This window comes from Methylobacterium sp. 37f, assembly GCF_023093475.1.
Taxonomy (GTDB): Bacteria; Pseudomonadota; Alphaproteobacteria; order Rhizobiales; family Beijerinckiaceae; genus Methylobacterium.
The window spans coordinates 160,556-183,539 of sequence record NZ_JAGHKN010000004.1 but is presented as its reverse complement, the minus strand read 5'-3'; the positions used below and the strand labels follow the sequence as shown (position 1 = coordinate 183,539).

General features: G+C 66.8%; 17 protein-coding genes and 1 tRNA gene. 5 read left to right on the top strand and 13 right to left on the bottom strand.

The annotated features are described in order from the left end of the window. Positions 1–25: 25 nt before the first annotated feature. The 9 genes from J7U37_RS04595 to J7U37_RS04555 form a co-directional block, all read right to left on the bottom strand. Positions 26–3,250: an efflux RND transporter permease subunit gene (locus J7U37_RS04595; RefSeq protein WP_247634958.1), complete on the bottom strand. Its 3,225-nt coding sequence runs from the start codon at positions 3,248–3,250 to the stop codon at positions 26–28. 172 nt (positions 3,251–3,422) lie between these two features. Then, on the bottom strand, positions 3,423–4,460 hold the full coding sequence (locus tag J7U37_RS04590) for a M48 family metallopeptidase (RefSeq protein WP_247634957.1): 1,038 nt from the start codon (positions 4,458–4,460) through the stop codon (positions 3,423–3,425). Positions 4,461–4,558: 98 nt separating this feature from the next. Beyond that, on the bottom strand, positions 4,559–5,839 hold the full coding sequence (locus J7U37_RS04585; RefSeq protein ID WP_247634956.1) for a DUF898 family protein: 1,281 nt from the start codon (positions 5,837–5,839) through the stop codon (positions 4,559–4,561). Between the two features lie 131 nt (positions 5,840–5,970). Then, positions 5,971–6,195, bottom strand: a complete 225-nt coding sequence (locus J7U37_RS04580) for a YbdD/YjiX family protein (RefSeq protein ID WP_056479277.1) — start codon at positions 6,193–6,195, stop codon at positions 5,971–5,973. 5 nt (positions 6,196–6,200) lie between these two features. Beyond that, entirely contained in the window at positions 6,201–8,267 is a 2,067-nt protein-coding gene (locus tag J7U37_RS04575; protein ID WP_247634955.1) for a carbon starvation CstA family protein, read from the bottom strand. Between the two features lie 145 nt (positions 8,268–8,412). After that, complete coding sequence (locus tag J7U37_RS04570; RefSeq protein WP_056479271.1) at positions 8,413–9,045, bottom strand: TPM domain-containing protein; 633 nt, start codon at positions 9,043–9,045, stop codon at positions 8,413–8,415. Beyond that, positions 9,035–9,817, bottom strand: a complete 783-nt coding sequence (locus J7U37_RS04565) for a YgcG family protein (protein ID WP_247634954.1) — start codon at positions 9,815–9,817, stop codon at positions 9,035–9,037. Before J7U37_RS04565 ends, J7U37_RS04570 begins: the two co-directional genes overlap by 11 nt. A 21-nt stretch (positions 9,818–9,838) precedes the next feature. Next, positions 9,839–10,492 carry a LemA family protein gene (locus J7U37_RS04560; protein ID WP_247634953.1) on the bottom strand — a complete coding sequence of 218 codons (654 nt, stop codon included), beginning with the start codon at positions 10,490–10,492 and terminating at the stop codon, positions 9,839–9,841. A gap of 497 nt (positions 10,493–10,989) precedes the next feature. Next, complete coding sequence (locus J7U37_RS04555) at positions 10,990–11,292, bottom strand: hypothetical protein (protein WP_247634952.1); 303 nt, start codon at positions 11,290–11,292, stop codon at positions 10,990–10,992. Between the two features lie 436 nt (positions 11,293–11,728). Here J7U37_RS04555 and J7U37_RS04550 point away from each other — a divergent pair, with 436 nt between their 5' ends. The 4 genes from J7U37_RS04550 (at position 11,729) to J7U37_RS04535 (ending at position 15,664) form a co-directional block, all read left to right on the top strand. Beyond that, on the top strand, positions 11,729–12,157 hold the full coding sequence (locus tag J7U37_RS04550) for a hypothetical protein (RefSeq protein WP_247634951.1): 429 nt from the start codon (positions 11,729–11,731) through the stop codon (positions 12,155–12,157). A gap of 213 nt (positions 12,158–12,370) precedes the next feature. Beyond that, complete coding sequence (locus J7U37_RS04545; RefSeq protein ID WP_247634950.1) at positions 12,371–12,976, top strand: hypothetical protein; 606 nt, start codon at positions 12,371–12,373, stop codon at positions 12,974–12,976. A 727-nt stretch (positions 12,977–13,703) separates the two neighbouring features. Continuing rightward, a complete protein-coding gene (locus tag J7U37_RS04540) occupies positions 13,704–14,165 on the top strand; it encodes a hypothetical protein (protein WP_247634949.1) in 462 nt (153 codons plus the stop codon). Positions 14,166–14,929: 764 nt separating this feature from the next. Then, positions 14,930–15,664, top strand: coding sequence for a DUF4396 domain-containing protein (locus tag J7U37_RS04535; RefSeq protein WP_247634948.1), 735 nt, complete (start codon positions 14,930–14,932; stop codon positions 15,662–15,664). A 210-nt stretch (positions 15,665–15,874) separates the two neighbouring features. Here J7U37_RS04535 and J7U37_RS04530 read toward each other — a convergent pair. The 3 genes from J7U37_RS04530 to J7U37_RS04520 form a co-directional block, all read right to left on the bottom strand. Continuing rightward, a tRNA-Ser gene (locus J7U37_RS04530) sits at positions 15,875–15,966 on the bottom strand. Positions 15,967–16,123: 157 nt separating this feature from the next. Then, complete coding sequence (locus tag J7U37_RS04525; RefSeq protein WP_247634947.1) at positions 16,124–17,656, bottom strand: AMP-binding protein; 1,533 nt, start codon at positions 17,654–17,656, stop codon at positions 16,124–16,126. Between the two features lie 94 nt (positions 17,657–17,750). Continuing rightward, the gene (locus tag J7U37_RS04520) at positions 17,751–19,124 is read right to left on the bottom strand and encodes a methyl-accepting chemotaxis protein (RefSeq protein ID WP_247634946.1); all 1,374 of its coding nucleotides are present in this window, start codon (positions 19,122–19,124) and stop codon (positions 17,751–17,753) included. A gap of 753 nt (positions 19,125–19,877) precedes the next feature. On the opposite strand from J7U37_RS04520, the gene J7U37_RS04515 reads away from it, so the two are divergent. Next, a complete protein-coding gene (locus J7U37_RS04515; RefSeq protein WP_247634945.1) occupies positions 19,878–20,714 on the top strand; it encodes an aldo/keto reductase in 837 nt (278 codons plus the stop codon). A gap of 36 nt (positions 20,715–20,750) precedes the next feature. On the opposite strand, the gene J7U37_RS04510 is transcribed toward J7U37_RS04515, so the two are convergent. Next, entirely contained in the window at positions 20,751–22,895 is a 2,145-nt protein-coding gene (locus J7U37_RS04510) for an HWE histidine kinase domain-containing protein (protein ID WP_247634982.1), read from the bottom strand. Positions 22,896–22,984 lie beyond the last annotated feature (89 nt).

The window sequence follows — 22,984 nt, the reverse complement described above, 5'->3', positions numbered from 1 at the left end:
TCCCGTATCTCGACCTGCCACCGGCTCACGCGTAGTCCTCCAGCGGCTTGACCTCGCCCCGACGGAGGCAGGCGTAAAGGAACGGCACGAACAGCAGGGTCGCGGGCGTACCGACCGCGATGCCGCCCATCACGGCACGGGCCAGGGCGGCGTTCTGCTCGCCGCCCTCCCCCGTGCCGAGCGCCATCGGGATCAGCCCGAGGAACATCGCGCTCGCGGTCATCAGCACCGGTCGCAGGCGGGTCTCGCCAGCGAGCAGCGCCGCCTCGACCGCTCCGCAGCCGGTGGCCTCGCGATGCTCCTTGGCAAAGGTCACCAGCAGGATCGAGTTTGCGGAGGCGATGCCCACCGACATGATCGCGCCGAAGAGCGAGGGAATCGAGAACGTGGTCCCGGTGATGAACAGGCTCGCGACGATGCCGCAGAAGGCCAGCGGCAGGGCCGCCAGCACCACGAACGGGTCGCCCCAGCTCTGGAAGTTCACCGCCATCAGCAGGTAGACCGCCACCAGGGCGATCGCGAGTCCGACCTGGAGCCGGAAGAAGGCCGATTCCATGTTCTCGATCTGGCCCCGGACGGTGATCTTGTCGGGGGCCGGCAGGGTTTTCTGCTCCTCGGCGACGATGCGGCGGATCTCCTTGGCGACCGAACCGAGGTCGCTGTCCTGTACGGCAGCGTAGATGTTGAAGGTCGGCTGCGTGTTGACGTGGTTGATCACCGTTTGCGAACCCTCCCGCCGCATGGTCGAGACGCTGGACAGGAGCGTCAGGACGCCCGGCGCATCCGCGTTGCCGTTGACCAGAAGCGGCGTGTTCTGCAGGTCGGTGAGGGACGCGTTGCGGTATTCCGGCGTCTGCACCCAGAGCTGATAGGGGATGCCGGTCTTCGGATCGGTCCAGAAGTTCGGCGTCACCTGGAAGGAGCCCGAGAGCGAGACGTTCAGCCCTTGCGCGATCTGCTGTTGTGTCAGCCCGAGTTCCGAGGCGAGGCGCCGGTCGACATCGACGAAGAACTGCGGCGTGCCGACGATCTGGTGCAGGTGGACGTCGACGGCGCCGCGGGTGGCCTTGAGGCGCCGGACGATGGTCTGCGCCACCTCCAGATCCTTGGCGGTGTTGCGGCCTGAAACCTGGATGTCGATCTGCGCCAGGGTGCCGAAGTTGAGAATCTGGGTGATGATGTCCGAGGGCTGGAAGTAGAACACCACATCAGGAAACCGCTCGCGCAGAACCTCACGCAGGCGCTTGGTATAGTCGGCCACCGAGCCATGGCCTTCCTTCAAGTTGATCAGCATCTGACCGTCGTTGTAGGCGACGAACGAACCATCCGAGAAGGCGAAGTTGTAGTTGTTCGCCGGCAGGCCGATATTGTCGAGGATCTGGTCGATCTCCCCTTCGGGAATGACTTCGCGGACCACGGTCTCGACCTGGGCGAAAACCTGCTCGGCCGTCTCGATCCGCATGCCGGGGCGGGTGCGCAGGTGCAGGGTCATCTGGCTCGAAGCGACCTGCGGGAAGTAGTCTTGGCCCACGAAGACGAAGAGCCCCGCCGTGGTGGCGAAGACGATTGCGACCACGGCCAGCGTCGCGATCCGGCGGGCGATGACGACGTGGAGCAGGCCGAGATAGCCGCGATGGAAGCGCGCGAACCGCGCTTCGAAGCCGTGCCGGAACCAGCCGGCGAGGCGGAACACCGGGCCGACGATCCCGCCGAGTGCCCGGGCGATACGGCCCTGCTGCGGCGCGGCGCCCTCCCCGTGCTTGGCGTCGTATTCCCGCGCCACCAGCACGTCGATCAGCACCGGCACCAGGGTCCGCGACAGGACGTAGGAGGTCAGCATCGCGAACACGACCGCGAGCGCCTGTGGGGTGAACAGGTATTTCGGCGTGTCGGTCAGGGCGAAGACCGACACGAAGGCGGCGCAGATCGACAGGGTCGAGATCAGCGCCGGCTTGGCGATGCCGGCGGCGCCCTCCACCACCGACTTGCGGAAGGGCTCGCCCTCCTCGAACAGCCGATAGGTGTTCTCGATCGCCACCGTGGCGTCGTCGACCAGGATGCCGACCGCCAGGGCCAGCCCGCCCAACGTCATCACGTTGATGGTCTCGCCGAGCGCCGTCAGGATCGCCAGCGAGGTCAGGATCGAGAGCGGGATCGAGACCAGCACCACGATGGTGGAGCGCCATGAGCCGAGGAACAGCAGGATGGTGAGGCCCGTCAGGGCCGCCGCGATGATCGCCTCGTGGATCACGCCCTCGATCGCCGCCGAGACGAAGACCGACTGGTCGAACAGCGGCTTGAGGCTCATGCCCTCGGGGGCGGCGGCCTGAATGTCCGGCAGGGCCTTCTTGACGTTGTTGACCACGTCGAGGGTCGAGGCGGTGCCGTTCTTGAAGATGCGCATCAGCACCGAATGCAGACCGTCGGCCCGCACGATATTGACCTGCGGCGGACCGCCGTCGCGGACATGGGCGACGTCGCGCACCAGGATCGGTTGTCCCCCCACGACCTTGATGGGGATCTGATTCAGGGCGTCGATCGCCTCCGGCGAGGCGTTGAGCTGCACCGGGTATTGCTGCTCGCCGATCTTGGCGAGGCCCGACGGAATGGTGAGGTTCTGCGCCGTCACCGCGTTGGTGACGTCGAGGGCGGTGAGCCCGAGGGCCTGGAGCGCGTGCAGGTCGAGGTCGACCATGATCTGGCGCGGGGTGCCGCCGAAGGGCGACGGCAGGGTCGAGCCGGGGACCTGGGTCAGGCGCTGGCGGATGCGGTACTGGGCGTAGTCGAAGACCTTGGTCAGGCTCTCCCGGTCGGAGGACAGGGCCAACTGGATCACCGGCACGGAGGAGGCCGAGAAGCGCAGGACGATGGGCGGCTGCACGCCCGGCGGCATCGTCGCGCGGATCGAGTTCATGGCCGAGACGACCTGTGCGATGGCCAGATCGATGCTCACGGCGCCGTCGAAGTAAATCTTCTGGATCGCCGTGCCCTGGAGGGTGGTCGATTCCATCCGTGCGATGTTGTTGACGTTGTTGGAGAGCGAAAACTCCGCGTAGGTGGTGATGCGACGCTCCATCTCGGAGGTCGACAGGCCGTTATAGGTCCACACCACCACCACCACCGGAATGTCGACGGTGGGAAGCACGTCCTTGGGCGCCACCACGACCGCCGCCGCCCCGCCGAGCATCATCAGCACGGCCAGCACGTAGATCGTGATGCGGAACTTTAGAGCATACTGGACGAGGCCCATCGGGTTTCCAGGTGGTCGCGTTCAGGCTGGTGTACCACGCTCGTCGCATGCCACGGGGCCATGTGTAGCCGCGACGCCGCGACGCAATTGTGGTTGCAGGCCGGGATTTTTGTTTCCGCGTGTAAATCCGCGAATCAAGACTGTACGAAAGCGTGCGGAACCGACGCCGAACCTATCGGGGTGCTGCCGTCGCGACGCTGCGGCAGATACGCTTCAGCGTGAGCCAGTCCGCGTCGGTCAGGATGTGGCGCCCGACTGTGTCCTTGCCGGCCAGCGTGCGGATTCGATGCGCGCGCTCCCGGGTGAAGGGATGGCTGCGCAGAAGGCTCGCGACCCCGTCCGGTTCTTCATCCCGGGCGATGCGCTCGAGGATGGTGGCGAGTGCGCCGGCATCGCCGCCGGAGCGCCGTAGGGTTTCGACCGCGTAGGCATCCGCCGCGGTCTCGGCATCCCGTGAATAGCCGGCCGAGAGGGCCATCTGCCCGGTGGCGACGATGAGCGTCGAGCCCGTGAGATCGCCGAGGACGAGGCTGAGGAGGAACGAACTGCCACTGGCCGCCAGCAGGGCGCGCATCGGATCACGAGCGGCGATGTGGCCGAACTCATGCGCGAGAATGCCGGCGAACTCGTCCGCGGTCTCGGATCGGTCGATCAGGCTGGACAGGATGATGACGCGGCCGCCCGGCAGGGTCAGGGCGTTGGCGACGGCGTGGCGGTGCACGGCGATCCGGGGCTCGCCCGGCAGGCCTCGCTCCCCCGCCATCCGTGCCACGAGCCGGTCGAGAACGGCGCGGGCCGGACCGTCGTCGCAGACGGGGGGATGCCCGAGCATCCGGCCGACCTGATCCGCGACGGCGCTGCCGAGCCGCGATTCGACCGATATCGGGATCATGGGGGCGAGCCGCGCGGCGATGGCAGGCACTCCGTAGATCGCCAGCAGGATCACCGAGAGCCCAGCGACGATCGACCAGACGACGAGCCGCAGATTGCCGCCGGACCCCTTGTCATCCGACCGATGCAGATCGGGGCATCGGGCCGTGAGGGCGTCGGCGAAGGCGCTGTCGCTGACCTCCACGCGGGCCGGTCGACCGCGCGGGCCGATCCGCATCAACGGTGCCACCGTGTCGCCGGCCACGAGGTCGAACAGATCCCAGTCGACGGCGATCTCCGGCCCCGCGATCCACAGGCGCTGATCGAGCCTCAGCGTCACGGGATGGATTCGGGCGCTGAGCCCATCGAAATAGCGCCCTTCGGCGTGGAGCGTCGCTCCCTGCCCGGCGCCCGTTCGGTCCGAACCGTGCGGCTGCACTAGAACCCGATCTCGAGGGCGCCGCCAACGTCGAGGGCGTCGGCGAGGCCCTCGTTGAGCCCGCTGCCGACCCGTCGGCCGGAAGCCAGGATCGCCCCGAGGCCGTCCGCGTTCTCCACCTGGGTGGTCGTGGCGACGGCGGCCCAGAGGCGCGCGGTGATGACCCGGACGTAGAGCACGGCGAAGAACAGGGCACCGCCGAGATAGGCCAGGACCAGCCCGAACATGAGGACCCACTGGGCGCCATTGAGGGCTCCGCCGGTCTGGATCGAGACGGCGCCGGCTCCGATCACGACGCCGACCACGGTGATGAAGCCGAAGATCGACAGCATGTAGACGATGTAGGGCCAATAGAACTGTCGCGCTCTGAGGGTCGAGGCGAGGCGAACGGGGCCGAGGCTGGCCGCGTTCATGAAGATCCGCGTCTCGCGGGCCCGATAGAACGGGATCAGCAGCAGCCCCAGGGGCGCAGAGACGCTGATCGTGCCGATGAGGAGGGCGCCGTAGGTGGCGATGGGAGTGCCGGCATAGGCGGAATTGAAGACGGTCTCACCGGGTTTTCCGCCGGGCTTGGCCACGAAGAGGTCGGCCGGGATGGCAAAATCCGAGGCTGCGAAGAAGGCCAGGACGGCGGCGAGAACCGGGACGAGCACCATGAGGTAGAAGGCGAGCCAGGGCAGGAGCAGCGATCGGCCTCGGGCCGACGACGCCATGCGGCCCGACCCGATCAGGGTGTGGTTGATCCGGTAACGCTCCAGGCTCGCGCGCATGAACGGGAAGGCGAGTCCGAGGGTCGCCAGGGTCAGGAGCGCCCACCCCGACGCCATCAGCGCGTAGGTGATCGCCGAACCGTCCTGCCCGAGCCGGATCCCGCGCCAGAGGGTGCGCGAGGCCCGGTAGCGACGGCCCCGATAGCGCGCGAATTGCCCGAGGACGAACAGGATGGCGAAGGACAGGGCACCGCCGAAGGAGGCGAGCGACGGCACCGACAGGGTGGCGACGAAGATCGCCACGTAGATCGGGATCAGGACCGCGAGCGCCACCAGGAACCCGAGAAACAGTTCCTTGCCGCGGCCGACATACTCGCCCGGGCTGCCGTCTACGACGGTCCGGCTCCAGAAGTAGCGCCGCAGGTCGGTCACATACCAGAACCGGTAGATTCCGAAGGTGACCAGAGACAGCAGGAAGCCCCGGACGGCGAGGCCGGTGAGCCCGGCGAGGCGCGTGTCGAAGGTGATCGCCCCGACGCGCCCAGCCACGGATCGCGCGTCGCCCGGCATCGGCTGTGTCATCGTGCCCCCAAACGTCAGAGGCTTCAGCTAAGCCGATTTGCCGTGCCGCTGCCACAACCGCACACGAACAGACTGTAGACCCGGTTAAGACCCGCCAAGGTCGCAGCAGGCGGACTCCTTCAGCAACAGCGGAAACCGTTGCGGTTGCCGACGCCGAAGCGGGCATTCTCGCGGTTGCGGAAGAATTCCCGCTCGGTCATGGGCTCCTGGTCCGCATGCGTCCGGCGGATATGGGCGGCATAGGCCTCGTAGTCCCCCTGCCCCACCATCAGCCGGGCGCCGTCGCAGACGCATTTCGAGAAGGTCTTGAGGCGGTCCCGCAACTCGGCCGACGATAGCGCCATGGTGCCTACTCCGCCGGAACCGCGGACGGACCGTCGCTCTCCAGCGCGGTCCAGCGATCGGCCCGGTACGCCTTCACGCAGGCCATGATGCCGAAGACCGCGATGGCCACCACGAGGCCGACGAACAGGATCGCCAGCGCCGCGTCGATCCGGTCGTTGAAGACGATCTTGTGCATGTCGGCCATGGTCTTGGCCGGGGCCAGCACCTTGTTCTCGGCGATCGCCGCCGAGAAGCGGTCGGCATGCGACAGGAAACCGATCTTGGGGTCGGCGGAGAAGATCTTTTGCCAACCGGCCGTCAGGGTGCAGATGCAGAGCCACACGGTCGGGATGATGGTGACGAAGGCGTAGCGCTCGCGCTTCATCTTGAAGATCACCACGGTGGCGAGGGTCAGCGCCACGGCGGCCAGCATCTGGTTCGAGATGCCGAACAGCGGCCACAGGGTGTAGATGCCGCCGAGCGGGTCGGTCACGCCCTGGTAGAGGAAGTAACCCCAGGCACCGACGCACAGGGCGGTGGCCAGGATGCTGGGAACCCAGGCGGTGGTGTCCTTGAACGCCGGCGAGACGAGGCCGAGCAGGTCCTGCAGCATGAAGCGGCCGGCGCGCGTGCCCGCATCCACCGCCGTCAGGATGAACAAGGCCTCGAACAGAATCGCGAAGTGGTACCAGAACGCCATCATGCCCTTGCCGCCGATGGCCGAGGAGATGATGTGCGCCATTCCGACCGCGAGAGTCGGGGCGCCGCCGGCGCGCGAGATGATCGAGTGCTCGCCGACGTCGACGGCGGTCTGGGCGATCTCGGCGGCCGTGATCGTGAAGGCCGGGTCGAGCTTCGTCACCGCCGCCGCCGCGCTCTCCGGCGTGGTGCCGACGAGTCCCGCGGGCGAATTCATTGTGAAGTAGATGCCGGGCTCGATCACGCTGGCGGAGACCAGCGCCATCACGGCGACGAAGCTCTCCATGAGCATGCCGCCGTAGCCGATGAAGCGTGCATCCGACTCCCGGTCGATGAGCTTCGGCGTGGTGCCCGAGGAGATCAGGGCATGGAAGCCCGAGACCGCGCCGCACGCGATGGTGATGAACAGGAACGGGAACAGCGAGCCGGCCCAGACCGGACCGCTGCCATCGACGAACTTGGTCACCGCCGGCATCTGCATGTGCGGGGCGACGTAGGCGATGCCGAGCGCCAGACCCACGATGGTGCCGATCTTGAGGAAGGTCGACAGATAGTCGCGCGGAGCGAGCAGGAGCCAGACCGGCAGGATCGAGGCGACGAAGCCGTAGCCGATCAGCAGCCAGCACAGCTGGGTCCCGGTAAAGGTGAAGACCGGACCCCAATACGGGTCGGCCGCGACGTTGCCGCCGTACACGATGGCGAGCATCAGCAGGACGAAGCCGATGATCGAGACCTCGCCGACCTTGCCCGGGCGGATGTAGCGCGCATAGAGGCCCATCAGCATGGCGATCGGGATCGTCGCAGCGACCGTGAAGGTGCCCCACGGGCTCTCGGCCAGGGCCTTGACGACGATCATCGCCAGCACCGCCAGCAGGATCACCATGATCATGAAGGTGCCGAACAGCGCGATGATGCCCGGGATGGTGCCGAGTTCGGCACGGATCAATTCGCCGAGCGAGCGGCCGTCCCGTCGCATCGAGATGAACAGCACCATGAAGTCCTGCACCGCGCCGGCCAGGACGACGCCGGCCAGGATCCAGAGCAGGCCCGGCAGGTAGCCCATCTGCGCGGCGAGCACCGGGCCGACCAGGGGGCCGGCGCCCGCGATGGCGGCGAAGTGGTGGCCGAACAGGACGTTGCGGTTGGTGGGCACATAGTCGAGCCCGTCATTGTGCACGTGCGCCGGCGTCCGACGGCCGTTGTCGAGCCGCATGACCTTTTCGGAGATGAAGAGCGAGTAGTAGCGGTAGGCGATCAGGTACACGCAGACCGCCGCGACGACGATCCAGAGGGCATTCACGGTTTCGCCGCGCGTCGTCGCGACGATCGCGAGGGCGGCCGCCCCCAAACCTCCGACCAGGACCCAGGGTCCGTGCTTGGATACCGCACTCATGACGTCTCGCTCCCGCGACCTGTCCTTGCCGGCAGGTCGTCAAGGGGCCTTCTCGCGCAAATTGACTGGAAGGGCCAGGGCAGCCGATTTCAATCGACGCGGTTTGAAAACCGAACGGCCTTCGTCGCAGGTCGACTCGCGCCGCTCAGTGGATGGTGATGACGCGATTCGGCAGGGCGTCGACAGGGACCGCGCGCGGAGGAAAATCAGCCGCCAGGATGGTGCCGACCTGGCCGACGGCGGCGGTCAGGCCTGCCTCGACCTCATCGCGCCGGAGGGCATCGAGCAGGGTATCGATCGCGTTCGACCAGGCCGGGGTCGGGACCCGAGCGGCGACACCGCGATCCGCCACGATCTCCGCATGCCCTTCGGCCTGGGCGAGGTAGATCAGCACGCCGGTGCGCCCTTCGGTCTGGCACAGGCCCCTTGTCCTGAACTCGCGCAGGGCCTGTTCGTGAGCCCGGTCGCGGCGGATGGAACGGGGCACCAGGGCCATTCGCACACGGGGATGCAGACCCGCGAGCAGCACGACGAGCACGACGGCGATCTGCGCCAGGGCGATCGCGGCCGCGCTCCAGGGCGTGAGCAGGATCAGCGGCCAGGGGACCACGAGCCCGCAGGCCAGCGCGGCGAGAAGCGGCGCCGAGCGATAGAAGCCGGCCCGCGCGGCGACCAGCACCACGATCTCGCCGGAGGTCGTGGTTTCGGCCCTGCGGATCGCCTCCGCGATGCGGGTGCGGGCGCCCTCGTCCAGGAGGTCCCTCGATTTACCAGTCACCGGAGGCTCCTCCCCCACCCGACGAGCCGCCGCCGCCGGAAAAGCCGCCCCCATCGAAGCCGCCGGACACGCCGCCGCTCCATCCCCCGGAGACCGGTCCCGGCAGGATCACGAACCCGCCACCGCGGCCGCCGCGCCCGCCCCGGTTCATCCGATAGACGACGAACAGGATGACGAAGAACAGCACGATGAAGATCAGGACCTGGCTCGGATCGGCCTCGTCGGTCCGGACTTTGGCCTTGCGCTGCCACTCCTCGGCGTCACCGGCCAGGATCGTCAGCATGGCGTCGACGCCGGCATTGAGGCCGCCAGCATAGTCGCCCGTCTTGAAGCGCGGGGTGATGGCGGTGGTGATGATGACCTTCGAGAGCGCGTCGGTCAGCGCCCCTTCGAGGCCGTAGCCGACCTCGATCCGTACTTTGCGCTCGTTGGGCGCCACCAGCAGCAGCGCTCCGTTGTTGGTCTTGGCCTCTCCGAGCTTCCAGGCCCGGAACAGCCGATTGCCGTAATCCTCGATGGTGCGGTCCTGCAGGCTCGGGATGGTGGCGACCACCACCTGGTCCGAGGTCTTGTCCTCGTAGGCCTTCAGCTTGGCCTCGAGGGTCGCCCGGTCCTCGGGCTTGAGGATGCCGGCCGCGTCCACAACCCGCCCGGTCAGGGCCGGAAACGTCGGTTCGGCCGCGCCGGCGGCTCCGGCCCAGAGGGCGAGCCAGAGCGCCAGCAGCAGGCAGGCGGTGTCGATCCAGAGGCGGCGCGCCGCGATCCCCCGCATGCTCGGAGCGCCCATCCTGGGCTAGAACTTCACGTTCGGCGGGCGCTCGGCGTTCGGCGTCGCCGTGAAGGTCTCCATCGGTTTCGCATCCGGGTAGAAGATCGCCGCGATCCACCGGCCCGGAATGGTACGGACCTCGGTGTTGTAGTCCTGAACCGCCGCGATGTAGTCCCGGCGGGCAACGGCGATCCGGTTCTCGGTGCCTTCGAGCTGCGACTGCAGGGCGAGGAAGTTCTGGTTCGACTTGATGTCGGGATAACGCTCGACGGTGACGAGCAGGCGGCCGAGCGCGCCCGAAAGCTGGTTCTGCGCTTCCTGGAATTCCTTGAATTTCTGCGGATCGCTCACGGTCGAGGCGTCGACCTTGACGCTCGACGCCTTGGCCCGCGCCTCGGTCACACCGACCAGGACGTCCTTCTCCTGCTGCGCATAGCCCTTCACCGTCTCGACCAGATTGGGGATCAGATCCGCCCGGCGCTGGTACTGGTTCTGGACCTCGCTCCACGAGGACTTCGCCCGCTCCTCCAGGGTCGGCACCCGATTGACGGCGCCACATCCGGACAGGCCGATGCCGAGCGTCAGGGCGGCCACGGCGATCCGCACCCGGCCGAGCCAGTTTCCGACCGAGCCGGATCTGACCGACTGGGTCGTGGGGGTGATCACACCTGCGTGCATCGTCGAACTCCTCGGAACCGGACCGCCGCGCATCGGCGCTGCCCCGCCCCGGTCTCCGAGGTATGGGGCCGCGCGTCGCGGCGGTGCGCGCTACTCACGATGCCGCTCCTGCCACGAGAAAGCCGAAGTACCAAACCCATCGGCGCCGCGAAAAGCCGTTATCACCCGATCCTTGGGTGCTGAGCCATCGTTCTTCCCCGAGATGCCCACGCCCGCCACCTTGGCAGAACAGCTGGATGGGGACTCTGTCAGGGTGAAACCTTCGTCGAACGCCAAGTCTGAGCGACGCTCCTGCCCGCGTCCCCGATGCCGGGCCGTCACACAGTCGGATTCTGCTTGGGCATCCCATCCGGCAGGCACCTCGGCAAGTCCAGGGCTCAAGGACAGGGCTCAAGCGCTTTCGAACGGCCTTGGGCAGGCCTCTGCTTTCTGCCCTGCCTCCCGCGATGGCCACGCAGCGCAATCAGGCCGAGAGACCGTCCGCCAGCAGGTGCCGGTCAGCGCCCCCCGGGGCCGCCGTTGGCGCTTCCATTCGGAAACGCCTGTTCGGGCCGGCTCGCATTGCCGCCGGCGGCAGAGTTCGTCGTCACGGTATCGGCCCCCGTGGCTCCATAGGAGATGACGACATCGCGGCTGTTGCCGGTGGTGTTCGGCTGATTCTGGATGATGACGCCCCTTCGGTGTTCGGGAAGGAACACACCCTGCGCCAGAACCGGGGCCGCCGATGTAGCCCCGATGACGAGCGAACTGACCAGCGCGACACGAATGTTCACGGCGTCCTCCATGACGGCGTCCTCCATGCAAGAATCCTGATCGGTGAACACGGGCCGGATGGGGCTGTTCCTGCGACCAAACGGAGGTGATCGGTCCGGTGTCGCGTCCGTTTGCGCGGTCGATCGAACCGATGAGCGGGGGACAGACCGCGCGCACCGGGCGTTTCAAACGTCGCCGCTACGAGCGTCGGATCGCTGAACAGGTCAGAGTGCCTGCAGCGACCGGATCGACGGTCGCGGATCTCAGCATTTCTTCCATCGCCCTAAGACAGCACAGTTGAGACGAAGCGTCATCGCTGTGCCTCGGACGATCCGCAGACCAAACTACGGCCAAATAGGCTGCGGCCCGGTCCGGCGTGGCGCCGGAGACTCACCCTGTGACGTGTTGAACCAACAGGTTCGAGGGAACGGCCTGGGGCGCAGGTTGTTTCTAGCCTAACGTTCATACGACAGGAGTTCTCAGATGCGGAAGTTCGTCCTTGCCTCCACGGCCTTGGTCGGCCTTGGCCTTCTGGCATCGGCACCTGCCGAGGCACGCGGTTGGGGCTACGGCCACGGTGGTTACGGTCATGGCGGTTACGGCTACGGCGGTGGTTATCGCGGTGTCGGCTTCCGCGGCGGCTACGGTGGATATCGTGGCTATGGCGGCGGCTACGGTCGCGGTTACGGCCATCGTCGCGGCATCGGCCCGGGTGCCGCCATCGGCCTCGGCATCGCCGGTCTGGCAGCCGGCGCGATCGTGGCAAACAGCTATGGCGGCTATGGATACGGCTACGGCCGTCCCGTCGGTTATTACGGCGGCGGATACGGCTACGCCCCGGCCCCCGCCTATGGCTATGCTCCGGCGTATGGCTACGGCTACGGCTACCCGGCCTATGGCTACGGATACTAACGTCGTCAATTAAGCTCCGCTGCAGGGCGGGGTACAATCGACAACATTGGCGGCACATTCGGAAAAATCCGAGTGTGCCGCCTTTGTTTTGTTTTTCTTCTTTCGATCGTTCATCTATCTGCGGCGAAAAGGCTTCCACTATCATTCGAACATCCGATTGACGCTCGCGTTGGTCGTCGGATTATTTAAAGGAAGCCAATGTCACCTTTTAAGATGCTGTGCGGTGTAGCCGCTCTGTCCGCGCTCGGCTTCGTCCATACGGCGGCCTACGCCCAGGAGGGAGGCCCCTGCACCGACGATATCGCCACGTTGAAGCGCGAACTCGGGACCCAGGTGGGGATGGGGGCACCCGTGTCCCAGCCGGATTCCGGGCAGCATAAGGGGCCGCACGTCGGTTCAGCGGATCGCGCGGCCAGCAACACATCACCCGACGCCAAGCCCGACGGCAATGCCGAGACGGATCGCGCCCAGCAGGGCGGAGCGTCCCGTGAGACCGGTGGATCGCCGGGTACCGTGGGCGGCGTTTCCGGACCCGTGGCTGCTGCCACCGGGACCGGACAGGCGGATTCGGTTGCCTCCGGGCGGATCGCCACCTCTCCGGCCGACGTTCGCGCGCAATCCGAGAACAAGCCGACGGCGGCCGCCAAGGCTGCCAACGGCGGAGAGGCCTCGGCTTCGCCCAGCCTCTCGGCCGAGGACAAGGTCTCCCAGGCCAAGACGGCCCTTCAGCGCGCGACCGACCTGAACGCCAAGGGCGACCAATCTTGCCGCGAGGCCGTCCAGCAAGCGCGTTCGCTGATGCCGCAACAAGGTCGCTGATCGGCGGCCGCCGCCACCAGACAGCAGGTACGGCGTGTCCCGGATGCCGGGGCACGCCGTTTCCATGTGCGCCAAATCTTGGTCGGCTCTGGCCCGGGCGCGTCGGGGCTGAAGGCGCATCACCGGATGCCGCTCCGTCTCGTGACGGTAAACATTCCTGCGAGCGATCCTATTCCCGCATGCAAAACTGCTCCGACGCCTTTCGCGAACGGCAGGCTGTGCGATCACGGTGCGCGCTGAACGAGACCGCCGCGTTGTCCAAGGAACAGCGTCCCTTCGATGGCTGGAGTCGGAAACGGACGCATCGTCCGGCGCTCGGCGCCTCGCCCAGCAATGACCGTTCTGATCCAGAACCGCGCGTGAATCACAATCCCCGAACAGTCTGACCTCTCGCAACGTTTCGTCATGCGCTGTTATGGATAGACAGTATAGAATCTTCTTCGATGTGGCTTAACAGATGTTAGGCGCACCGGGTTTGTGCCGTAACCCAGCCGATGGCTGCGGAACTACAGCGGAAAGCACGCGGTTGGATGGGCTGAGCGAAGGGTTTCGGACGCCGGCCCTGCAATCCCGGTCCCCCCGTCCGTCCCGAGGAACGCAGGACTGAGCGATAGGCCGGACGGCCGAGCCCCCCGCATGCGAGCCCCCACCGGCTGTTTCTCATCACCGAGACCATCGCGTCGGCTGCCAGTCGGGGAGCCGACCCGTAATGGAAGGATGTCATCCCATGGTTCGTCTGAGCCTGTCCCTCGCCCTCCTCGTCGGCGCAGTGGTGCCCGCTTTGGCCCAACCGGCGCCGTCTGACGCTCCACCGGCGCTGCTGGTGCATGGCAATTATTGCGGACCCGGCAACAACGCTCCGCGTCCACCGATCGATGCCCTCGACGCGGCCTGCGCCCGCCACGATGCGTGCACCCCGTCCAGCGGGTTGCCATCGCGTGCCTGCAATCTCCGTCTGCAGCGCGACGCCGCGCGTATTTCCCGCGATCCGCGTGAACCTGATGAGATTCGCGCCCTTGCTGGGCTCATGGGAGCGAGCGTAGCCCTTCTCCCATCAGATCTGCACCTCGCGGCCGCACCGGCGACGGCGACGGCGACGGGCACGTCGAGCGTCGAGACACCGGCGCCGTCCGACCCGACCTCACTCCTGCCCACCGGCGGCGACTTTACGATCCCGGCCGTGCAATAAGGTCAGGCCGGCTCCGCTTCGATCGGATCAAGACACCCATTGCGATCCGATGAGCCCCTCGTCTTCGGCCGCGAGAGGGCCCGTGCCTGCCGGCCACCATCGAATGCACCGAGCAAGTCTCGACCGCCCGCGCGTCCCTATGGACTTCCGGCTCTTGGAGGGCGGACATCGCGATCGTCAGCCGTCTGACGGATGAAGACTTTTCCAGCGGGCGACGGGTGAACACGCGGCCCAATCTGCTGATCAGCTTGGCGGAACTCAAGGCGCTCCGGAACAGCCGTCCTTCGCAAACCCTGGACGGTCGACCGAGCCGCCGCATGGCCGTCAGTTTGAGGGCCCTCAATCCGATGGCCCTCAACCTCATGGCCCTCAATTCAGTGTCAGTTGGACACGCAGCATTGATGGGCCTGCACGACCCTGGGCATGCGCGGCGGTCGGATCGGCTGCAGGCGTGATGGTGGCGATGATCGGCCGGACGAAACTTGGCATTCCGACGCAGAGGACGATAGGGCCGAGGCGAACGGCATGGTCCGGCTGCCATCCGCCTGCATCGGTGACAGGCTTCTCCATCGCTGGAACGCATCGTAACCGACGCGGCAATAGAGCCTACCCAGCGAACGGGTGCAGCCGGCGGCGCGACTGGAGATTCTCTTTCGCCGGGAGAGCGATGTCTGAACGCGGTCCGGACACGGCAGATCTGCGGGAACAATCGATCGCGCAACAACCTCCCATTGAATTGGGAGTGCGATGGAGAGAGGATCCCGATGTTTCCTGGATGGCTTCATGGTCTTTCGATCACCGCCCTGCTGTTGGGCGCTGTCTGTGCCCTCTTGATCTCCATCGACGTTGTCCGGCATCCCCAACCTATGGGCATCATGAATGTCGTATGGCCGGTCTGTGCCCTGTTCGGGACGATCGCAGCCGCGTGGGCCTATCTCCGCTATGGACGGTCCGTCATCCCGGAGGTGCATCATGCGGGGAGGGATCGGGACACAGCGACCGCGCACCGGACCGAGCCCCCGTTCCCCGTCATGGTCGGCAAGGGCGCCCTTCACTGCGGCAGTGGCTGCATGCTCGGCGATATCGCGGCGGAGTGGCTTGCTTTCCTGATCCCGGCCGTGGCGGTCTGGTTCGGCTGGCAGACCGTGTTCGCCGAGAAGATGTACGCGGTCTGGATCCTCGATTTCGTGTTCGCCTTCGGGCTCGGCATCGTGTTTCAGTACTTCGCCATCGTGCCGATGCGGAATCTCTCGCCGGTCCAAGGACTCGTTGCGGCCCTGAAGGCCGACACGGCTTCCCTCATCGCGTGGCAGATCGGCATGTACGGCTTCATGGCGTTGGCCCAGTTCGTCCTGCTCCCGGCCCTCGGCGCGCCGCGGGCGGCGGTGAACACGCCCGAGTTCTGGTTCGTGATGCAGATCGCGATGGTAAGCGGTTTTTTGACCAGCTACCCGGTCAACTGGCGGCTGATCACCACCGGCCGCAAGGAGCGCATGTGAGGGGGCCGACATCGAATCGGGATCGGACGATCGGTTCGGACGGATCGGCCCCGAGCTGGACAGGTCGCGTTCGCCGGCAGGGGCGGCCCAGCGCTTTCCCGGTCCCCTATCGCACGCCGGCAAAGCACGTCTGACAGCAGCGGGCGAGCGGTCACAGACATCCGCTCAGCCCAAATCGGACTGACGATCGCGACGCGGGGGATTGGGGTCTGGCGGAGACGGAGGGATTCGAACCCTCGATACCCCTTTCGGGGTATGCTCATTTAGCAAACGAGTGCCTTCAGCCGCTCGGCCACGTCTCCGCAGGCCGTCGATCTAGAATTTCGCATCCGGCGGGTCAAGCCGCGTTTCGGCCAACGGTGGGGATTTCGGCGGCTTTGAGAGGGCTGTGCCGTGGGGAGCACAAAGGCCGAGAGCCCGATGGAGCAGCGCTTGGCACGGTCGCCGTCGAGAGACTGATCACGGGCCAGCCAGTCTCTTGCGCTGGACTTTGCCGTTCGGCGTGCGCGGCAAGGCGTCGAGGAACCGGACCTCGCGAGGGCATTTGTAGGCCGCCAGCCGATCGCGGCACCAGGCGATGAGGTCGTCAGCCTCCAACTCGGCACCCGGTCTCGCGACGACGAAGGCCGTGATCACGCTGAGATCGCTGCGCACCGCAACCTCCGTCACGCCGACTTCGGCCACGCTTGGATGGGCGCCCAGCACGCCTTCGACCTCGTTCGGCGAAACCCGATAACCCAGCGCGTTCATCAGGTCGTCGTTGCGGCCGTGAAAGGTGAGGTAGCCATCGGCATCGAGGCTGGCGAGGTCGCCCCCGACGAACCAATCCCCGCGCCGTACCGCGGCCTCCTCCTCGGGTCGGTTCCAGTAGCCCAGCATCAGGCCGGGTTCGGACCGATGGACCGCCAGCAGGCCGATCTCGCCGGGACCGAGCGGCTCCTCCGGCCCGTCCGTCGGCAGGATCGCGACGCGCCGCCTAGGCTGAGGCTTGCCCGGCGAGCCCGGCCGCACCGGAATGGTCGGTCCGGTCGACACGTAGGTCGAGACCTCGCTCATTCCGAGCGCTTCGTAGAGGGGTTTCCCGGTCGCCTCGGTCCAGGCCGCGTGCAGCGCGGGCGAGAGTGCTTCGCCCGCCGTCACCCCATGACGCAGGGCACGCAGGTCGACGGACGAGAGATCGCCGTATTTCAGAATCTGTCGGTACAGGCTGGGGACGGCGGCGAACAGGGTCGCCCGATGGCGCGCCATCAGTGCCGGCCAGACGGCCGGATCGCGCGGGCCGTCGTACAGCACCGCCGTGGCACCGCAGGCCCAGGGGTCGGTGATGCCGACGCCCAGAGTGTAGGTCCAGTTCATCGTGCCGGCATGCAGCATCACGTCGTGCTCGGACATACCAAGCCAGTGTTCATGCATCGGGCGGCGGCCGCGAATGGCCCGATGGGCGTGCAGGACGCCCTTCGGCCGGCTGGTGGTGCCGGAGGTGTAGACCAGGGTCGCGGGATCCTCGGCGCCGGTATCGGCATAATCGACCAGCGCCGGTCCCGCTTTCATCGCGGCGATCGCGTCGGGCTTCAACAGGATGCGGCCACCGAGGCCGGCCGGATCGGCCGGGTGATCGCGGCCCACTACGACGACCGCGGCATCGGCATTCTCCATCAGGAATGCCGCTTCGGCCTCGGTCAATTGTGGGGAGGAGGGCAGCGCCACGAGGCCCGCCGCCAGCGCGCCGAAATACACCAGGACGTAATCGATCTCGTTGCCCATACGGATCATGACCCGGGCGCCGGGTGCGAGGCCGAGTCCCTGGAGGCCGGCCGCGATGCCGCGGACCGCCCGGTCGGCCTCCGCGAAGGTCAGGGACCTGACGTCGTCGTCGGCCCCCGCCATGATCAGCGCGACCTTGTCGGGCCGGAGCCGGGCGTTCTCGGCCAGGCAGTAGCGGGCACCGTTGAAGCGGGATTCGGGGGCGGTGGCGTCCGACGATGGGGGCAAGCGGGCAGGCTCCGTGGCGTTCGGCCCGCAGGGAAACCGAAACCCGCCGGCGGCACAAGAGCGCCGACGGCTGCGCCATTTCGTACTGAGCGTATCAGCCCGTGATCTCCTTGGCGGCCGACAGCATATCCTTCATGGCGTCTGCGGCTGCCTGATAGGCGGGCGTGCCGATATCCCAGTTGCTGACTTTGATGGCTTCCAGCATCTTGGCGGCCTCGGCGCAGGCCTTGGTCTCGGCCGCGGCGAAGCGGGCAAAGGCCGGATGGGCGGCAGGCGCCGTTCCAGCAAGGTCGGTGCGCAGGCTGCGGCCCGGCTGCCCCGACAGGTTCGCCAGGGACGGCTCCGGCTGCGCCATGCCGACGAGGACGCGCGCGAGCTTGCGCTTCCAGGCGCCCACATCCGCGGGCAGCCGCACGAGCCCGTAGACCGGCACGTCGCGGGCGTTGGCGCTCAGGGCCGCCTGGCCGGTCGCTTCGGCACGGACGAGGCGGGTGGTGATCTTCTCGATCTCCTCGTGGGTCTTGGCCGCCTTGGCGGCGATGTTCTGGACGCTCGTGGAGATCTCGGACGTGGCCGCGCGCTGCTGGCTGAGCATCTGCGAGATCGCCTGGTTCAGGTCGCTCGCCTGAGCGATGCGGGTATTCGTCTCGACAATCCGGTGCTCGAGATGGTCGACGATGGTGCGTCCGGTGGTGACGGCGCTGCGGCTCTCGCCGACCGCCTCCGAAATCGCGCCCATTTCGCTGGTCAGGGTGCTGAGAAGACCGCGGATCTCGCCGGTCGACTTGGCCGTCTGGGCCGAAAGCGACTTCACCTCGGCGGCGACGACGGAGAAGCCGCGGCCGGCCTCACCGGCACGGGCCGCCTCGATGGTGGCGTTCAGGGCCAGCAGGTTGGTCTGGGCGGAAATCGCCGCGATGGTGGTGGCCATCACTTCGATCTGCGCGATGGCACGCTCGAGGACCACGACCCGATCGGAAATCTGCGCGGTCCGGGTGTCGATCTCATGCATCGCAGTCCGCGCCTTCTGCGCGTCCAGGATACAGGCCTGCGTCTCCGCCAGGGCGCCCTGCGCCACCATGACGACGGTCTCGGAGGTCTGGGCAACTTCGGCGACGGAGGCCGCCATTTCCTCGGTCGCGCCCGCGATGGTTTGGGTGGCGCTCGCCACCTCACCGACATCGTAGGTCATCCAGCCGGTGTTGGTGGCCGCCTCGGAGGCTTCGCGGGCGACGGCGGCGGTGTTGGCGAGGCTGCGCAGCAGGTCGCTCTCGCGCTCGGCGTGCAGACGCTCGATCGCTGCGCGCAGGGCGCCCTCCGGAAGGTCGACCGCCGCAAGGGTCTGGCTCGCCATCAGGGCCTCGACGGCGCGGACGAGACGGACCTCCTCAGTGCCACGTCCGGTGTCCGACTGAACATCAGTCGAGGGCTGCTTCGGAGTGGAACGAGCGAAGGGGAGTCCGAGCATCGGGATGAGTCCTGTTGAGCGTAACGACAGGGTTTAGCCGAACCCCCTTAAGTTATCGTTATGCGCAATAGCACCGTGGAAGAACCGGGGGTTGATCACGGACTTGTCAATCCGGATATCGTTGCAACGCAAAAAGATCGATAAGGTCGCCGCTTTCGATTTATTCAATGATTGCGGTTTCGAATTGAGATCGAAGTGTCAAAGATCTGCGCAACGAGCGCGGAGCGCGTCTTGCAAGCGACGAAATCTGCGACCGTGACCGGCGAATCTTAGCTCTAGAGCGAGCACTTGCTGGAAGACACAAATGCCGGTTCATCCGTGCAAAACTGCGGCGGATGCCTTTGGCTCTCGTTCTCACCAACAACAAACCCTGGAAAGGAAACCCGACATCAGCCATCGCACGATACACTGGCATGTTCTAACGGCAGAAAATTTCCTGTTTCGTTAAAGCAAAAAAGTTTTCATCTTAGTTGTGAGCCAAACGGATAGGACTCCCCTCATAATTCATCTGTTTCGTGTGAATTGATAGAATACAATTTCAGATAGATGATCGGCCTGACGACGTACTTCTGCGATTCATAACTTTTGATCGGTTTCGATCTTCAACCAACTCGCTTTGGCCGTGGCGATGGCCTCGATTTGGTAGCGACGACGCCTGCCGGACCGTCTGCCGCACCTCACCCGTCGATCCCTGGCGGGCTCACATTCCGAGGTCGCCGATGGCGGCAACCCCACGCCTAGGAGATCGACCTGATGGCTGACGCGACTGATATCCCGGCAATCAACCTCTGCGACGGACGCACGATCCCGCAGCTCGGCTTCGGGGTCTATCAGCTGCCGGACGACCGGGCGCCGGAGATTGTCGGCGCAGCGATCCGCGCCGGCTTCCGCTCGATCGATACGGCGGCCATCTACGAGAACGAGGCTGGTGTGGGACAGGCCGTTCGGGCGAGCGTGGTGTCACGCAGCGATCTCTTCGTCACCACAAAGCTCTGGAACGACCGCCAGGGCTACGAGGCGACCTTGCGGGCCTTCGACGAAAGCCTGGTCCAGCTCGGCCTCGATGATGTCGATCTCTACCTGATCCATTGGCCGTGTCCCGATCGGGGCCTCTTCCTGGAGACCTGGAAGGCCTTCGTGCGTCTCCAGGCGGAGGGTCGGGCGAAATCGATCGGCGTCTCGAATTTCGAGCCCGATCACCTCGATCGCATCATCACGGAGACGGGCGTGGTCCCGGCCGTCAATCAGATCGAACTGCACCCGCGCTTTCAACAGAAGACGCTGCGCGCCGTCCATGCGCGATACGGGATCGTCACGGAATCCTGGAGCCCCCTCGGCCGCGGGCAGGCTCTGTCCGATCCGATCCTGATGGGGATCGCGGAGCGGCACGGCCGGACGCCGGCGCAGGTCGTGCTGCGCTGGCAGATCCAGCAGGGTCTCGTGGCGATCCCGAAGACCGCAACGCTCTCCCGCATTCCGGAGAATCTCGACGTCTTCGGCTTCACCCTGGAGACGGACGAGCTGACGGCCATCGAGACTCTCGACCGCCCCGACGGCCGGATGGGGCCGGACCCGATGACGTTCGGGTAACGCAGGCCGGCGTCGGGCACGGTCTCCCGTTCCCGGTCAGGCCGAGCGGGACAGCGGGACCTCGCGGGGACCGATCAGATCGACCTTCCGCTCCAGAAGGGTCGGCGGCGGAACGGGAGCTTCGATCGTGCACACGACGCCGGTCGGGGCGAACGCGAGTTGGACCGTGCCATCGAGTTCGCGCGCCAAGCTGCGTTCGATCAGCCGCGATCCGAAACCGGTCCGGCTCGGCGGCACGACGGGCGGACCGCCGTCCTCGGTCCATTTCAGGGTCAGGCGGGTTTCGGTCAGGCGCTCGACCGACCACGCGATGGTGACGGTGCCGCCTTCCTGCGACAGCGCCCCGTACTTGACCGCATTGGTCCCGAGTTCATGCAGCGCCATCGCGATCGATAAAGCGAGGCGCGGCGGCAGGCGGAGAGTCGGACCGGAGGCGATGAAGCGCGATCGTTGTCCTTCCCCGCTGTCCAGGGGCGCGATGGCATCGGAGACGACCGTTCCCAGCTCGGCCCCGTCCCAATTCTCGCGGGTCAGGACATTGTGGACCCGGGCCAGCGCCAGGAGCCGCGCCTCGAAGGCCGCGCGGGCGGCGGTGGCTTCCGGCCCGTCCAGTCTGCGCAGGGATTGGCCGGCGATCGATTGCACGGTGGCCAGGGTGTTCTTCACCCGATGGTTCAGCTCATGAATGAGGAGTTGCTGGTGCTCGGCGGCGCGCTTAGCATCGGTGATGTCGACGTTGCAGCCGGTATAGCCGAGGAAGTTGCCGGTATCGTCCGTGCGCGGCACGCCCTCGCAGCGGAGCCAGCGCACCACCCCGTCCCGGTCGATCACCCGCACGTCGGCCTGGAACGGCACCCGTGCCGCGAAGGCGTCGTTGAACCGTCGGGTGAAGGCCTCGAAATCGTCCGCGAAGATGATGCGCTGCCAGTTCTCCCCGCTGAGTTCGGCCGCCGTCTGGCCGCCGAACATGTGGTCGAAGTGCATGTTGGCGAAGCTGATCTGGGCCGCCTCGTCGGTCATCCAGATCAGGGCCGGCGCCGAATCCGCCATATGTCGGAACCGCGCCTCGCTCTCGCGCAGGGCGCTCAGACCCCGCTCCGTCTCGGCGAGCGCCCGGTCGCGCTCGTCGCTGCGCAGGCGCAGACGCTGGGAGGCTTCGGCGAGGACATCACCGAGACGCCGGATTTCGTGGATCGGCGAGGTGATGCGCGGGATGACCTCGCCGCGCGCCAAGGCCGGTCCCGTGGCGGCAAGCCGGCGCAGGGGCCGGGATACCCGTGACCACAGGTGAACCGCGAGCATCGACGAGGTTGCCAGGACGATCAGGCCGAATCCACAGAAGGCCCAGATCCAGTTGCGCAGGCGCGCCTCCACCAGGGCCTGCGGAATGATCGCCGCCGCCGTCCATCCGGTCAGGCGCGAGCGCGCCTCCACGACCGTGACCGGCTTCCTGCCATGATCCTTGCCGTCCCAGACTCCCTGCGTCGCCGTCTCGTTTTGGCGCAGGCTGCCCAGGCGCATCGATCCGACGAGGGTGTCGCGGTCGGGGACGCGAGCCAGGATGATGCCGTCGCGGTCCGACAACCCGGTGGTCCAGCCGTCGACGGTCTCCCGGGCGACGAGGCTGTCCAATCGCCCAACCGGGACCGAGAAGCTGAGGATGTGGCTGACATTGCCCGCATTGAGCACCGGCACCGCGACCGCATAGGTCGCGTCGTCCGCTTTCATGCCCTTGATGAACCCTGAGACGATCGCCCGCTGGGCGCCGGAGGCGACCTCGCGATCGAAGGGAAGCCCAGTGCGCGGCAGGGGCGCGCCGCGCCGGACCGCCGTGTTGACGACCTGCTGTCCGTCCGGGCGCCGCAGGAGGATCTCCAGGCCGACCGTATCGCGCACGAGCCGGGCCTGGGCGTCGAAGCTGTCGAACTCGCCGTCCTTGAGCCGCGGCGAGGTCGCCAGGGTCTGCAGCACGGAGACGAGGCCGGCGGTGTCGCGGTCGACCGAGAGGGCGATACCCCGCACCTTCTCACGGGCATCCTGCTCGAAGCGTGCCCGCTCGGTGCCGGCATAGCGGACGAGGAGAATCGCGGTGAAGAGAAGGCCCGGCCCGATCAGCGCCACCACCAAGGCGACCAGGTAGACCTGTGTCGAGAACCCGCGGTGACGGACCCGGTCGATCACTTCGGCCACGGAGCGGGGCCACCACCTGGGACGTCCCCCCGGATCACCCGTCGCCGAACCGCGCCCTGTCACCGGATCCTTCGGGGTAC

Bases quoted from the DNA above. Each gene is read 5' to 3' on its own strand.
- J7U37_RS04550 (WP_247634951.1), top strand. From the start codon at position 11,729: ATGCGGAAGTTCGTCCTTGCCTCCACGGCCTTGGTCGGCCTTGGCCTT.
- J7U37_RS04540 (WP_247634949.1), top strand. From the start codon at position 13,704: ATGGTTCGTCTGAGCCTGTCCCTCGCCCTCCTCGTCGGCGCAGTGGTG.
- J7U37_RS04515 (WP_247634945.1), top strand. From the start codon at position 19,878: ATGGCTGACGCGACTGATATCCCGGCAATCAACCTCTGCGACGGACGC.
- J7U37_RS04560 (WP_247634953.1), bottom strand. From the start codon at position 10,492: ATGCACGCAGGTGTGATCACCCCCACGACCCAGTCGGTCAGATCCGGC.
- J7U37_RS04575 (WP_247634955.1), bottom strand. From the start codon at position 8,267: ATGAGTGCGGTATCCAAGCACGGACCCTGGGTCCTGGTCGGAGGTTTG.
- J7U37_RS04565 (WP_247634954.1), bottom strand. From the start codon at position 9,817: ATGCGGGGGATCGCGGCGCGCCGCCTCTGGATCGACACCGCCTGCCTG.
- J7U37_RS04555 (WP_247634952.1), bottom strand. From the start codon at position 11,292: ATGGAGGACGCCGTCATGGAGGACGCCGTGAACATTCGTGTCGCGCTG.
- J7U37_RS04520 (WP_247634946.1), bottom strand. From the start codon at position 19,124: ATGCTCGGACTCCCCTTCGCTCGTTCCACTCCGAAGCAGCCCTCGACT.
- J7U37_RS04545 (WP_247634950.1), top strand. From the start codon at position 12,371: ATGCTGTGCGGTGTAGCCGCTCTGTCCGCGCTCGGCTTCGTCCATACG.
- J7U37_RS04580 (WP_056479277.1), bottom strand. From the start codon at position 6,195: ATGGCGCTATCGTCGGCCGAGTTGCGGGACCGCCTCAAGACCTTCTCG.
- J7U37_RS04535 (WP_247634948.1), top strand. From the start codon at position 14,930: ATGTTTCCTGGATGGCTTCATGGTCTTTCGATCACCGCCCTGCTGTTG.
- J7U37_RS04585 (WP_247634956.1), bottom strand. From the start codon at position 5,839: ATGCCGGGCGACGCGCGATCCGTGGCTGGGCGCGTCGGGGCGATCACC.
- J7U37_RS04595 (WP_247634958.1), bottom strand. From the start codon at position 3,250: ATGGGCCTCGTCCAGTATGCTCTAAAGTTCCGCATCACGATCTACGTG.